This window comes from Halotolerantifilum yawarlongkerapense (assembly GCF_054506745.1).
Map to the genome: position 1 here is coordinate 1,028,303 of NZ_CP199719.1, position 12,798 is coordinate 1,041,100.

A 12,798-nucleotide genomic window follows, 5' to 3' on the forward strand; every position below is an offset into this window, starting at 1 on the left:
GAATTATATGAAAAGCTTAGGAGGGAATCCCATGTCCAGCGGTAAACAAAATAAGAAAACAAAGAAGCGCTCGGGCTTCACATTTTTAAAATACTTTTTGCTCGTCGTGATCCTCGTGGGGATCTTGGGTACCGGGGCCACCTTGGCCTACGTGAACAGCGTGCTCGGTGAAGTCACGGCCATTGACCCCAGCCGGATCAACGATCTGCTGACCGAGAACTCTGTGGTCCTAGATAGCGAGGGACGCGTCCTCGAGCAGATCCAGAACCAGGGGCTCCGAACGATCGTGACCTACGATCAGATCGGCGACAACCTGATCAACGCCTTTGTCGCCGTAGAGGATAAGACCTTTTTCGAACACAGCGGATTCAACTTCGTGCGTTTGGTCGGATCCGTCGTGGATAGCGTCACATCTGGCGAACGGATCAAAGGTACCTCGACCATTTCCCAGCAGTTGGCCAGAAATCTGTACCTAGCCGATATCAAGTCCGTCCGCACCATCGATCGAAAGATCAAAGAGGCCTACTACGCCCTGCAACTCGAAAAACACCTCAAAAAAGAACAGATCATCGAATCTTATTTGAACACCATTTACCTCGGCTCTTCTTCTAACGGTGTCGAGGCTGCGGCTCAAACCTATTTTGACAAAGAGGCCAAGGAACTCGACCTCGTAGAATCTGCCATGTTGGCGGGTATTCCGGCGAATCCCTTGCGCTACTCGCCCATGATTACCAAGCGGAAAGAAGATGTAGACGATGACGATTATGTGATCGACAACAGTGATCCGCTCTATACCGTCGTTTACAACCCCTCCATGGAGAGTCGTTACCAAACCGTTGTTTACCTCATGCGAGAGAATGGCTATATCACGGAAGAAGAGTACAACATGGCTTCGGAGGTGGATCTGAAGACAAAGCTCAATTACGGCCGTATGGCCGATGAAGAGATCACCTCCTACTTTGCCGACATGGTGAAAGATGATGTGATCGCCGATCTGATGACCACCTACGGCTACACCCGTGAAGAAGCCCAACAATTTCTGTACACGAGTGGTGTGACCATCCACTCGACCATCGACTTCGATATGCAGAAAACCCTGGAGGGTGCCTACAGCGGTGACAACCTGACGCCATACTTCGGCGAACCCACCTATGCAGCGGTGCGGGCCTTCCAGAACCAGTACGGTCTGCAGGTCGATGGGATCATCGGATCCGGTACGCTGGAAAAAATGGCGGAGCTCAATCTCATTGATCTCGGTGAAATGACGGCTACTATCTACCGCCGCGGGATGGAGAAAGAAGAACTCGTCACCATCAAGAAGGCCCTGAAGTCTTTGGATCTTCTCAAGAGCCACGAGTATTTTCCCAAGGTGACCATCACCCTGGATAACAACCGCAATATCGTATCTGAAGAGTCGCGACGCACCCTCCTCTACCCTTATGACCGCCTGGTCAACGGGTCCGATCAGCTGGTGATTCCAGCGGGCGACTACCGCTTCGACGATCGGGGCAACTTGGTCCTCATCAAGAACCGACGTCTCAATTTTTACGACCACTTCGAGAACAACGAGCTTTCCCGCATCCAGGTCGTCGTGAAGAACACCTACAAGTACGACGAAAACCATCCTTCGAATACGCGTAACGGTAACGGTTCCTATAACGTGGTCGACCTGTACTCCTTCGAGGGGCGCGATGTGCTGATCCCCGATGCGTACAAACGTTACGACGATGAAGGGAACGTGGTGGTCGATGCTGCTTTCTTTGAAGAGAACGACGATTTCTACACCACCTCGGATGAAGGTGCTCTACTGATCAACGAGGGGAACTACATCATTTCCACGAGTGGGGTCATCCAACCCCAGTCATCGATGGTCATCATCGATTACCGAACGGGAGAGCTCAAGGCCATCGTGGGCGGAAGGAACATCGCCGGCCAGAAGATCTACAACCGGGCGCTCAATCCCCGGCAACCGGGATCGAGCATCAAACCATTGGCCGTCTACACCCCGGCGATTCACACAAAACAATTTACAGCGGCCACACCGGTGGATGATGTCCCCACCTATCTAGGGGGTGGAAGCGAGCGTTGGCCCCTCAACTGGTACGAGTATGCCTCGGACGGATACAAGTACTGGGGTCTGCAGACCGTTCGAAACGGAATCGAGTACTCGCTGAATGTAGTGACGGCAAAGATCGCCAATGAGCTCGGCGTCGACACGGGCATTGAGTACCTCGAGAAGTTCGGGATCACAACACTTGTCAAAGAAGGACGTACCAATGATTTGAACCTTTCGGCAATCTCGCTTGGCGGTATGACCCGCGGAATCAAGCCCATCGAATTAACGGCGGCCTACGGGGCCCTGGCGAACGATGGGGTGCTCGTCGAAACGATCACCTACACCCACGTGACAGATAGCAACGGCGAGGTCATCCTCGAGAAAAAGCCCCAGAAGGAAATTGTCGTCGATGAGAAAACGGCCTATATCCTGACGGACATGATGCGCTCGGGTGTTACCAGCGGACTATCTACCGTCGCGCAGATTCGACCGCAGAACCAAGGGATTCCTGTGGCCGGTAAAACGGGGACCACTTCGAATAAGCTCGACGCCTGGTTCGCCGGATACACCCCCTACTACGTGGCTACCGTCTGGTTCGGTAGCGATGAGAACATGCCCCTCGACCAGGGCTCGAAAATCAGCGCGCAGTTCTGGTCGCTGGTGATGAAAGATATCCATGCTTCTATGGAGGAGCTGGACTTCGTCGAACCCGAGGGGATCCGTCATATCACGGTAGACACCACCAGCGGCAAACTCCCCTCAGACCTGAGCAGACAGGATCCCAGGGGTACGCTCAGGACAGAGCTCTTCCTGCCGGGCACAGAGCCGCGTGAGTCCGATGATGTCCATGTGCTGGCCAGGGTCGATGTCGAGAGCGGTAAACTTGCCACCGAGTACTGTCCAGAGGATTTGGTCAAGGAAAAAGTGTTTATCGATCCTGTTCCAGGATACAACCCACAGAACCACCTGCTTGCCAATGGAAACCCGATCTTAACACGCGACCATCTCTACCGTTTGCCCAAAGAGGACTGTGATCTGCACACCGGTGAATTGATCGACATTTTCGATCAGGGGAGCTACAATGGCTCGACACGACCGATTATCACCTTCCCCGACGGAAGCAAGATTATCCAGATTCCACTTTACGCGGATCTGATGAACGGACAGAAGATCCTCTTGCCGGTCGGTACGCGGATTCTGGTCGACGGCTCCCTCAGCTTCCCCAACGGTACGCTGATTGAAGCCAGTGAAATCCGACAAATCCACGAAACACCGGCACAATCCACAACGGATCAGCAGCCGCAGGATTCAGAGGACCTACTCGATCAAATGGATCAAAGCTCTGATGAAGACTAGATAGTATCAATCCGGTAGGAGGGAGAATTGAATGATTCTCCCGACCTCCCACACCACCGTGCGTACCCTTCGGTACACGGCGGTTCTATCGCTTAAGTGCTTTCATAATCGCTCGTACTGTTTCAGGATTTCAAAACATCCTGCCTGTACGAGCTTTTTGTTTGTGATGGAACGTACTTCCGGTCATTCGCCATTAGCCCAGCCTGGGATTGCCCAAGTGTGTTCTTGATCGATGCGATGTGGTAGTGATTCAGCCAGCCTATGTGATGGGCTTTGACTTCCTTCACGCATTAGGTCCTCGGTACCCTCTTGTTCGCGACTTTTTCCGAGCATCGACGCTCTGCGCTCCTGCATACTCTTTTAAGTTCCGCACGATCCCTTTGCAGACAGCCCTTTCGGTAGTCTGCTTTCAACACGTCGACCCCCTTCCGGTCGTCACTCAAGACTTAAGATTGTACAGCCCTTCCCAGAAAAAAACGCCTTGTATGATGGCCTCGGCTGACTTCTCACAGCAAGCTTTACTCCATCCTTCGGATTTTCTACCGGATGTCTGTGAGACCTCCCCGGGTGAGAACCATCACTTTCATTCCGTGTAGCCGCTTCATTTACCAAACACAGGCTCCGGGTAGCAGTGGACTTCGTCATATTTTGCAGAGTCGTCCTCCAGATTTGGCCTTATATGAAATTTCTGTTCGTCGGCCCGGAACTTTGCCCGTCAGAACTCCCCGCCCTCACATCCGGCTTCCTTCAGATTCCACCTTGCGGTGGACACCCTTGCCTTCGGCTATCGCTTCCTGCTACCGAGCGCCTAGTGGACTTTCGCCTGCTAGATCGGTGCCATGCCCGGCACACATGAAAGCGGGTCGTTGGTAGTTCCCAACGACCCGCTTCTTTCTTTTCACTCTTTGTTCAAAACCCCATCTATTTCAGGATGCTAGAGCGCGTGCACCTCATCGGGCGTCACACGATACATTTCCTTCGCAGCATAGGCCTTTTCGACGAGATCCGCCACTTTTAGCGCTTCTTCGGAAAGGTGCATCTCTTCCACCGTAGGCTTGATCACTACCTCGTCTGGTAGGAAGACGGTACAGCAATCTTCAAAGGGCAGAATCGATGTTTCAAAGGTATCGATTCGGTGTGCGACTTCGATGATCTCCGATTTATCAAAGGTGATCAAAGGCTGCAGAATCGGCAACGACACCGCATCATTGGTCACACCAAGCCCCTCGATGGTCTGGCTGGCCACCTGACCCAGGTTTTCTCCGGTCACAAGCGCCTGTCCCCCCACTTCTTCAGCCACGCGCTCCGCCAGGCGCATCATGAACCGTCTGGATAGGATCGTTATCTCCCTACTGGGACAATTCTCGGCGATCGCCTGTTGGATCTCGGCGATATTGATGCTATGGAGTAACAAGCGCCCACCGGTGTAGGCCGCGATCTTCTTGGCCAGCGTGAGGACCTTGTCGTGGGCTCGTTCGCTGGTAAAGGGGTAGGAGTGGTAATGCACCGCCTCGATGGTCACCCCCCGCTTGGCCACGAGGTAACTGGCAACAGGGCTATCGATGCCACCGGAAAGCAAGCTCACGGCTTTGCCCGATGTACCGTAGGGCATGCCGCCGAGTCCCTTGATCTCACCTGTGTACAGGTACGTCTTCTCCCGCACCTCGATGTTGACCGTAATATCGGGGTGGTGCACATCCACCTCCAGGGCTTCGAAATGATCATGAAGAGCGCCCCCAACCATCTTACTGATTTCTGGAGACTTGAGGGGAAATCCCTTGTCCGTTCTCCGCGTTTCCACTTTAAACGTCTTGTGGGGCGTATCGCGTAGCACGCGCGTCATTTCGGCAATGGCCAGATCAATCATCTGGTCTACGTCGTTGTCGCATTTTTTGCCCGGGGCCAGGGCCACGATACCGAAGACACGGCGCAAGCGTTCGATCACTTCTGGCCCATCTGGCCTCTTGTGGAAGACGAACATGCGTCCGTGTGACATCTTGAATGAAGCATCCGAGACCCCCTTGAGGGAAGCCTTGATGTTATTGGCCAGCTTGTTCTCGAAATACCGGCGGTTCTTCCCCTTGAGGGCAATCTCACCGTATTTGATCAAAATCATATCAGTCATGCTTTTTGTCCTTTCATGAACTTCCGGATAAAGGGGATCTTCTCATTGAGCACGGCCGCCACCCGGGGCATTTCTTCGGGATCCGTGTCCGCACCAAAACTAAAGCGCAAAGCCCCTTCTAGGTAAGGCTCCGGCAGGCGGAGCGCTTTCATCACGTGGCTGACCGAGGCATCCTTCGAATGACAGGCCGACCCCGTGGATACGTAAATCTTCTGCTGCTCCAGCATATGGAGCAAGACCTCAGCTTTGATGTCGGCGAAGGCGATATTTAGGATAAAGGGTGATTGGCAATCCGATGTGTTGACGATATAATCGGGGACTTCGATGGTCGCGATCAACTGTTCACGTGCAGCTTTGGCATGTTTTACCATCTCGTCGCGCAACGCCATGGTTTCCTCGATCGCTGCACCGAGCGCTAGGATGCCCAGGAGATTCTCCGTTCCAGGGCGTAGTTTCATCTCCTGCCCACCGCCGTTCATCATCGGCTGCACACGATCGGGATTGGCGATGTAGAAGCCTCCGATTCCCTTGGGCCCACCGATTTTGTGCCCTGAAAATGTAAAGGCATCGATTGGCGTCTGTTTCAGATTGATGTCAAATTTTCCAAACCACTGGATGCCGTCCACATGGAAAAAGGGCCGTTGGTTTCGCTTAGCAAGCACCCGCGCGATCTCCTCGATCGGATTGATCACGCCCGTTTCATTGTTGATCGCCATAATGCTCACGAGCACAGTCTCCTCGCGCAGCGCTTTCTCAAGGTCCTCGACCTGAACGCGGCCCTGCCGGTCAACGGGTAATCTCGTGATCTCGAAGCGGTCGGCAAAGGCATCGATGGCATCGCCCACGCTGGCGTGTTCAAAGGCTGAGGTGATCACATGTCCCTTCTTCCCTTGGAGTACACCCTGTAGGACGAGGTTGTTGGCTTCCGTACCACCGGATGTGAAATAGACACGCGTCGGCGAGACGCCCAGTGCTGACGCCACTTTCTCACGGACACCCGTGATCATCCGCTCGCTCTCGAGACCCAGCCTGTGAAGACTGGAGGGGTTCCCATACGTATCGAGAGATCCGATGATCCTCTGTTTTACTGACTCGTGCAACGGCGTCGTCGCCGCATGATCTAGGTAAGGCATTCTCTTCACCTCTCTTCAGTCTTTCATTTTATCCTTTTTGAAGCCGCTTGACAATTGCTTTCCCCGCGAAATAACCACCCATGTGTTTCAAAAATGTTAAGGGTCCAGCGTGGCTTATCATGTACAATGGGAAGAAAGGGGGTAATACACAATGAAAAAAGTAGCTGTCATCTTTACCGGCGGTACCATCTCCATGAAGGTCGACCGCCGTCTTTCGGCTGCCATACCCGCTCTGAGCTCGGAGGAGATCATGGGTATGGTGACCAATATCGACCGGATGGCGGAGGTGGAAACACATGAGTTCTCACGTCTGCCGGGACCACACATGAACGAGGAGAGATTATTCGAACTGTTCCACCTCGTGATCAACCTGCTCGATCGTCAGGATATCGATGGCATGGTCATCACCCACGGTACTGACACACTGGAGGAAACCGCCTACTTCCTCGACCTGCTCGTGGATTCCAAGAAACCCATCGTGATGGTGGCCGCCATGCGAAACTCTTCAGAACTCGGCTACGATGGGCCGAGCAATCTGGCCGGTGCTATCTCCACCGCAATCAGTGAGGAGGCCAGGGGGATGGGGGTGCTCATCGTCCTCAACAATACCGTCAACGCAGCATCCGAGGTAACCAAGTCGCACACCTTGAGTTTGGATACCTTCAAGTCTCTTGAGTTTGGCCCCCTGGGTATCGTCGACCAAAATGAAGTGATCTTTTACCGGACCATCCGAGAGCATCAAACGCTACAGAGCCGTCGGGTGGAAAAGGAAGTCCATCTGGTAAAAGCCGCACTCGGTATGGACGGACGCATGATCGACTACCTCGTGGCCGGGGGGGCCAAGGGACTGATCATCGAGGCCATGGGACGTGGCAACCTCCCTCCTCTTATGGCCAGAAGCGTCATCGAGGCCATGGAAAAGGGCCTTGTGGTCGTCCTCGTCTCCCGGTGTCCCATGGGACGTGTCTATGACTCCTACGGCTACGAGGGGGGCGGCAAGCTGCTCCGCAATGCCGGGGTGATCTTCGGTGGGAACCTCAACGGTCAAAAGGCTCGGATGCAGTTGATGCTCCTGCTCGGCGGGGAGTACTCGCCTGAAGCGATCAAGGCCTCCTTTGAGAGAGATTTCTACCACAAGAAAGTCTCCATCCCTTTCGAAACATAAAATTAGTAGCGTCTGGAGAATCTGCTCCTGGCGCTACTTTCTTATGTGGCCTCTTCTACAACATCCATAATCTCCAGGTGGTAGCACTCGCTCAGATCAATATACTGCTGTGCGACACGGACCATCGGTCGATGCAAAAGAGATTTATTCAGGTAGACCACTTCGCCGATTTCACCATCGCTCAGGACCACTTGATTTCCTATGAGGAAATCGGATAAGTTCTTGATGAATACCTCCGTGATATAGGGGTCCAGCGAGGAGAAACTCTCGTCCTTTAAGATTTGAACAGCCTTGAAATAGCTCTTCCTGGCTTGATAGACACGATTGGATGCGATGGCATCGAATACATCGACGATCGCGATGATCCGCGCGTAGAGGGGGATTCTGGAGCCTATGGCCCCGCTTATGTATCCGGTTCCGTCGTACCGCTCGTGGTGAAAGAGAACACCTTGGATCACCGATTTCGGTAGATTGAACTCCTTCAGCATCTGGTAGGCAAAGGTGGGGTGTTTCTTGATGATCTCATACTCGCCATCGGATAATCTCGCAGGCTTGTCCAAGATGATCCGTGGGATCCGAGCTTTTCCCAGATCGTGTAGAAGACCGCCTAGTGCCACCTCTCTAATGATCTTGTCATCGAGCATCAACCACTTGGCCAGCATTGCGCTCAGGATCGAAACGTTGATCGAGTGCTTCACCGTATACTCCTGGGCACTTTTCAAGCTTTCTAATGTTTTAAGCACGTTCTTCTCACTGATCACGGAGCTGATGAGCTGTTGGTTCTGAAGCTGTAACTTCTCTACATGCTCGTTGATCGGGGCGTAGGGATCCGCGAAGACATGCGTGAAGGTGTCCACCATTTCTTCGTAAACCTGCCGGCGATCAGCAGGGCAAAGCACGGGCTTGTCGGGAGCGGAGTACGTGGGTGCGTCCATGCTCACATAGACGTAATCGATATTACGGCGCATCAATCGTTCTTTGATGGCCGTGGAGATCACAGCATCCTTGGATAGGATCGTGGTTCCCTTCACATCGATGACGTCTCTCGACAGTCTCATGCCTTCTTTCAATTGGTAGGTGGCCAGTAATTTCACGGTAAACGCCTCCTGAAAACTAGCGGATGAATTTTGATAGGATAAAGGTCAGGAGAAATGCTGCGGTCAATCGCATGCCGAGAAGAAAGAAACCGTTGACCCCGATAGCTACGAATAGCAGGGTGTCTTCGATCACAGCGTGACAGGCCGCGAGGAAAAGACTGATGATCAGTAAACTTTGGGCGTCAAGGTCCCCCTCCTTCGCACTGTCTATGATCACACCGGCACCATAGGCCAGTCCGAAGACGAGGCCTACCCCCAGTGGCAATGCTGCGCGGTCGGGAATACCAAGCAAACGTGTCATCGGTCGAAAAATGGACGTCATATGATCCAGCAGCTTCAGATCTCTAACAAACTCAATAGCGATCATCAGCGGAAATACGATAATGGCGATATCAAAGATCGTTCTGGCCGATCCCATCGACGCTTCATGTAAATATGTAATCATCTCGGCCCCCTACATCAAGGCATTGACGAGCAGTCCACCGATGAGGGCCAACAGGATTCTGAATCCCGCGATCAATCGTATGGAGACACCCACTCCTTTGGTCACGGCCGTCTCGACAAAGAGATTGTGAGCGAAGGAGATCATCACCGCGAGCACGGTGGTTTGCGGTATCGTCAGACTCAATGATGCCATGGCACCAATGGCGGCATAGATGTTCAAGACACCACCTAAAACGAGTACGATCGCGGCTTCCCCCGGAAGGCCCAAGTAGGTCATGAAGGGTGAAAACCCATCGGAAATCCATTTCAGTACCGGAGTGTATTTCAGCGCCGTCACAAGAAAATAGACGGGTACAATCATTTTGGTCAAGGTCCAGAGTGTCTCCAACCCCTTGTGCACACCCTTCTGGAGCGTCTTGTGAAATACCATACCATCGGGCTGAGGCCCTTCCCCCTTGTCGTGGTCCATTCTCATGCAGTATTGTTGTCAATTCTCATCTTTTAGTATAACATATAAATAATTTCGTATGGTTACTGTCGTTTAACAAATGTTCTGATAAGGAGGGTGGTATGCAAAGGATCGAACGTCACTATCGACCGCACCCGGATCACCTGGCTTTGCTGGAAAAACTCTTCACAGAACCCCTGGCGATTCTCGATATTGAGACCACGGGTTTTTCACGAACTCATGCAAAAATTATGCTCATAGGGATTATCGTCAAAAAAGGTCCTGAACTTAAGTCATTTCAGCTATTTGACGAGACAGGTACACAAGAAAGGGATCTGCTCACCTCGCTTTTCGATCTACTCCTGACCGAACCGATCGCAACCTACATCACCTACAATGGTCATAGTTTTGACTTTCCCTTCATCAATGCGCGCGCAGCCGCACACGGAATCGAGCACCGGTTGATGAATGGCTTTAATGTGGATCTCTACCGGCTGATCCGAAATCACGTCAACGTGTTGGGGCTGGAAAACTACAAGCTAAAGACCGTAGAAAGATATCTAGGTATCGAGCGCATTGATCTGATCAGCGGTAAAGAGAGTATCGAACGCTACCACACCTACCTGAAGAGCGGAGAGCCAGACCTGCGCGAAGAGATCCTGCAGCACAATCTTGAGGATATCGAGTACCTCGTCCCACTGATTGACATCATCAAGCACCTTCCCGAAGGAGCACTAGAGGCATACATTCCGGTCCATCTCGAGGTACAGGATCGGCACTTCGTCGTTGTTCAGCCTCATATCCGAGGTGACTACCTCCACGCGACAGTCGAGAGCGCCCTGCCAAGTATAGGGCAAATCCGCTTATTTGCCGAAACCTTTCAGCTCGAGTCGCTCGACAGGCACCGCATACGCGTGCAAATCGCCACGGCTTCCCATTTGGTGAACGGGCACTTGCTCACCATTCTAAACCCCCTCCCCCTGTTAGGATGTGATTTTGCAACGCTCGACCCCAAGGAAAGACGTGGGCTGATCTGCTCCTACGACGATCAGATCCAGCATACCGTGGTTGCCAAATCTCTCGGGCAACTACTGGAGCGTCACCTCTAAGAACAACACAGCGCACGCTTCATCGAAGCGTGCCTTTTTTTTTCGCACAAAAAAAAACACATCGCCTTTTCATAATAAAAGCAACGTGCTTTGATGGTGCCCAGAGGCGGAATCGAACCACCGACACGGGGATTTTCAGTCCCCTGCTCTACCGACTGAGCTATCTGGGCAAGTATGGTGGGCATAGGTGGACTCGAACCACCGACCTCACGCTTATCAGGCGTGCGCTCTAACCTGCTGAGCTATACGCCCACTAACAAATATGTAGTGGTCGGAGTGGCAGGATTTGAACCTGCGACCCTCTGATCCCGAACCAGATGCGCTACCAAACTGCGCTACACCCCGTTGAGAATAATGGCAGGGGTGATAGGACTTGAACCCACGACACGCGGTTTTGGAGACCGCTGCTCTACCAACTGAGCTACACCCCTATGTAATTGTTGATCAGCTCATAAAGTTGGTGGGCCTTCAGGGACTCGAACCCCGGACCGTCCGGTTATGAGCCGGATGCTCTAACCAACTGAGCTAAAGGCCCCTCTGGATGAAAACTGTGTGGAAATTGGCGGAGAAGGAGGGATTTGAACCCTCGCGACCCTTGCGAGCCCTACTCCCTTAGCAGGGGAGCCTCTTCAGCCACTTGAGTACTTCTCCATGAAATTGGCGGAGAGGGTGGGATTCGAACCCACGTGGGCTTGCGCCCTAACGGTTTTCAAGACCGCCCCGTTATGGCCACTTCGGTACCTCTCCAAATATATGGTGACCCATCCGCGACTCGAACGCGGGACACCCTGATTAAAAGTCAGATGCTCTACCAACTGAGCTAATGGGTCGTGTAATGGCTGGGGATACAGGACTCGAACCTGTGAATGACGGAGTCAAAGTCCGCTGCCTTACCGACTTGGCTAATCCCCAATGGTAATGGTGGAGGGGGAAGGATTCGAACCTTCGAAAGCTCAGCTAACGGATTTACAGTCCGCCCCCTTTGGCCACTCGGGAACCCCTCCAAAAAGATGGAGCTGGTGATGGGACTTGAACCCGCAACCTACTGATTACAAGTCAGTTGCTCTGCCAAATTGAGCTACACCAGCTTAAAAAAATAATGGCGATCCAGAAGGGATTCGAACCCTCGACCTCTAGCGTGACAGGCTAGCGTTCTAACCAGCTGAACTACTGGACCGCATATGGTGGGAGCAACAGGGATCGAACCTGTGACCTCCTGCTTGTAAGGCAGATGCTCTCCCAGCTGAGCTATGCTCCCATAAATGGTGACCCCTGGGGGAATCGAACCCCCGTTACCGCCGTGAAAGGGCGGTGTCTTGACCGCTTGACCAAGGGGCCAGGTGTGGTAGCGGCGAGTGGACTCGAACCACCGACTCTCCGGGTATGAACCGAATGCTCTAGCCAGCTGAGCTACGCCGCCACATGGTTGCGGGGACAGGATTCGAACCTGCGGCCTCCGGGTTATGAGCCCGACGAGCTTCCAACTGCTCCACCCCGCGACAATCTGGGTAATACTACTTCTATGAAGTTGATGGTGCCGGGGACCGGGATCGAACCGGTACAATCTTTTAGGATCGCAGGATTTTAAGTCCTGTGCGTCTGCCAGTTCCGCCACCCCGGCCAGAGTGGCTCCAAGGGTGGGACTCGAACCCACAGCCTACCGGTTAACAGCCGGTTGCTCCACCGTTGAGCTACCTTGGAATATAATTTGGCAACGTCCTATTCTCCCAGGGGACTGCTCCCCAAGTACCTTCAGCGCTGAGAAGCTTAACGTCTGTGTTCGGGATGGGAACAGGTGTATCCTTCTCGCTATCGTCACCAAATGAATTTCAACGACAAGATAAAGTTTAGCACAGCTTCGAGGC

Annotated in this window: 8 protein-coding genes, 18 tRNA genes and 1 rRNA gene; 3 read left to right on the forward strand and 24 right to left on the reverse strand. The window is 52.9% G+C overall.

Annotated features, from left to right (window positions below; all coding sequences use genetic code 11):
* Positions 1-31: 31 nt before the first annotated feature.
* Positions 32-3,412: a transglycosylase domain-containing protein gene (locus tag ACULM0_RS04955; protein WP_463679358.1), complete on the forward strand. Its 3,381-nt coding sequence runs from the start codon at positions 32-34 to the stop codon at positions 3,410-3,412.
* A gap of 934 nt (positions 3,413-4,346) precedes the next feature.
* Here the strand turns inward: ACULM0_RS04955 and thiI are convergent.
* Positions 4,347-5,537 carry a tRNA uracil 4-sulfurtransferase ThiI gene (gene thiI / locus ACULM0_RS04960; RefSeq protein ID WP_463679359.1) on the reverse strand — a complete coding sequence of 397 codons (1,191 nt, stop codon included), beginning with the start codon at positions 5,535-5,537 and terminating at the stop codon, positions 4,347-4,349.
* The gene (locus ACULM0_RS04965; protein ID WP_463679360.1) at positions 5,534-6,670 is read right to left on the reverse strand and encodes a cysteine desulfurase family protein; all 1,137 of its coding nucleotides are present in this window, start codon (positions 6,668-6,670) and stop codon (positions 5,534-5,536) included. Before ACULM0_RS04965 ends, thiI begins: the two co-directional genes overlap by 4 nt.
* 151 nt (positions 6,671-6,821) lie before the next feature.
* Between ACULM0_RS04965 and ACULM0_RS04970 the strand changes: the two genes are divergently transcribed.
* Entirely contained in the window at positions 6,822-7,835 is a 1,014-nt protein-coding gene (locus tag ACULM0_RS04970; protein WP_463679361.1) for an asparaginase, read from the forward strand.
* 41 nt (positions 7,836-7,876) lie between these two features.
* On the opposite strand, the gene ACULM0_RS04975 is transcribed toward ACULM0_RS04970, so the two are convergent.
* Genes ACULM0_RS04975 through ACULM0_RS04985 form a run of 3 tightly spaced genes read right to left on the reverse strand, consistent with a single transcriptional unit; the run spans position 7,877 to position 9,746 of the window.
* The gene (locus ACULM0_RS04975) at positions 7,877-8,929 is read right to left on the reverse strand and encodes an HD-GYP domain-containing protein (RefSeq protein WP_463679362.1); all 1,053 of its coding nucleotides are present in this window, start codon (positions 8,927-8,929) and stop codon (positions 7,877-7,879) included.
* Positions 8,930-8,948: 19 nt separating this feature from the next.
* A complete protein-coding gene (locus ACULM0_RS04980; protein WP_463679363.1) occupies positions 8,949-9,377 on the reverse strand; it encodes a nucleoside recognition domain-containing protein in 429 nt (142 codons plus the stop codon).
* 9 nt (positions 9,378-9,386) lie between these two features.
* A complete protein-coding gene (locus tag ACULM0_RS04985; RefSeq protein WP_463679364.1) occupies positions 9,387-9,746 on the reverse strand; it encodes a nucleoside recognition domain-containing protein in 360 nt (119 codons plus the stop codon).
* Positions 9,747-9,946: 200 nt separating this feature from the next.
* On the opposite strand from ACULM0_RS04985, the gene ACULM0_RS04990 reads away from it, so the two are divergent.
* Positions 9,947-10,933, forward strand: coding sequence for a ribonuclease H-like domain-containing protein (locus ACULM0_RS04990; RefSeq protein WP_463679365.1), 987 nt, complete (start codon positions 9,947-9,949; stop codon positions 10,931-10,933).
* 94 nt (positions 10,934-11,027) lie between these two features.
* On the opposite strand, the gene ACULM0_RS04995 is transcribed toward ACULM0_RS04990, so the two are convergent.
* From ACULM0_RS04995 to rrf, 19 genes are all read right to left on the reverse strand, one after another.
* Positions 11,028-11,103 (reverse strand) — tRNA-Phe (locus ACULM0_RS04995).
* Positions 11,104-11,108: 5 nt separating this feature from the next.
* A tRNA-Ile gene (locus ACULM0_RS05000) sits at positions 11,109-11,185 on the reverse strand.
* 16 nt (positions 11,186-11,201) lie between these two features.
* Positions 11,202-11,278, reverse strand: a tRNA-Pro gene (locus tag ACULM0_RS05005).
* Positions 11,279-11,288: 10 nt separating this feature from the next.
* A tRNA-Trp gene (locus tag ACULM0_RS05010) sits at positions 11,289-11,364 on the reverse strand.
* A gap of 27 nt (positions 11,365-11,391) precedes the next feature.
* Positions 11,392-11,468: transfer RNA gene (locus ACULM0_RS05015), tRNA-Ile, on the reverse strand.
* 25 nt (positions 11,469-11,493) lie between these two features.
* Positions 11,494-11,584, reverse strand: a tRNA-Ser gene (locus ACULM0_RS05020).
* Positions 11,585-11,591: 7 nt separating this feature from the next.
* Positions 11,592-11,680: transfer RNA gene (locus ACULM0_RS05025), tRNA-Ser, on the reverse strand.
* A 7-nt stretch (positions 11,681-11,687) separates the two neighbouring features.
* Positions 11,688-11,763 (reverse strand) — tRNA-Lys (locus tag ACULM0_RS05030).
* Positions 11,764-11,769: 6 nt separating this feature from the next.
* Positions 11,770-11,845 (reverse strand) — tRNA-Gln (locus ACULM0_RS05035).
* A gap of 7 nt (positions 11,846-11,852) precedes the next feature.
* A tRNA-Tyr gene (locus ACULM0_RS05040) sits at positions 11,853-11,937 on the reverse strand.
* A gap of 7 nt (positions 11,938-11,944) precedes the next feature.
* Positions 11,945-12,021 (reverse strand) — tRNA-Thr (locus ACULM0_RS05045).
* A gap of 12 nt (positions 12,022-12,033) precedes the next feature.
* Positions 12,034-12,110, reverse strand: a tRNA-Asp gene (locus ACULM0_RS05050).
* A 5-nt stretch (positions 12,111-12,115) separates the two neighbouring features.
* Positions 12,116-12,191: transfer RNA gene (locus tag ACULM0_RS05055), tRNA-Val, on the reverse strand.
* Between the two features lie 5 nt (positions 12,192-12,196).
* Positions 12,197-12,271, reverse strand: a tRNA-Glu gene (locus tag ACULM0_RS05060).
* A 5-nt stretch (positions 12,272-12,276) separates the two neighbouring features.
* Positions 12,277-12,353, reverse strand: a tRNA-Met gene (locus tag ACULM0_RS05065).
* A 3-nt stretch (positions 12,354-12,356) separates the two neighbouring features.
* Positions 12,357-12,432, reverse strand: a tRNA-Met gene (locus tag ACULM0_RS05070).
* A 33-nt stretch (positions 12,433-12,465) separates the two neighbouring features.
* Positions 12,466-12,554, reverse strand: a tRNA-Leu gene (locus ACULM0_RS05075).
* A 5-nt stretch (positions 12,555-12,559) separates the two neighbouring features.
* Positions 12,560-12,634, reverse strand: a tRNA-Asn gene (locus ACULM0_RS05080).
* Positions 12,635-12,639: 5 nt separating this feature from the next.
* Positions 12,640-12,756, reverse strand: a 5S ribosomal RNA gene (rrf, locus tag ACULM0_RS05085).
* Between the last annotated feature and the right edge of the window lie 42 nt (positions 12,757-12,798).

Excerpts from the sequence above, each read along its gene's own strand:
- ACULM0_RS04965 (WP_463679360.1), bottom strand. The coding sequence starts at position 6,670 with ATGCCTTACCTAGATCATGCGGCGACGACGCCGTTGCACGAGTCAGTA.
- ACULM0_RS04970 (WP_463679361.1), top strand. The coding sequence starts at position 6,822 with ATGAAAAAAGTAGCTGTCATCTTTACCGGCGGTACCATCTCCATGAAG.
- thiI (WP_463679359.1), bottom strand. The coding sequence starts at position 5,537 with ATGACTGATATGATTTTGATCAAATACGGTGAGATTGCCCTCAAGGGG.
- ACULM0_RS04955 (WP_463679358.1), top strand. The coding sequence starts at position 32 with ATGTCCAGCGGTAAACAAAATAAGAAAACAAAGAAGCGCTCGGGCTTC.
- ACULM0_RS04990 (WP_463679365.1), top strand. The coding sequence starts at position 9,947 with ATGCAAAGGATCGAACGTCACTATCGACCGCACCCGGATCACCTGGCT.
- ACULM0_RS04980 (WP_463679363.1), bottom strand. The coding sequence starts at position 9,377 with ATGATTACATATTTACATGAAGCGTCGATGGGATCGGCCAGAACGATC.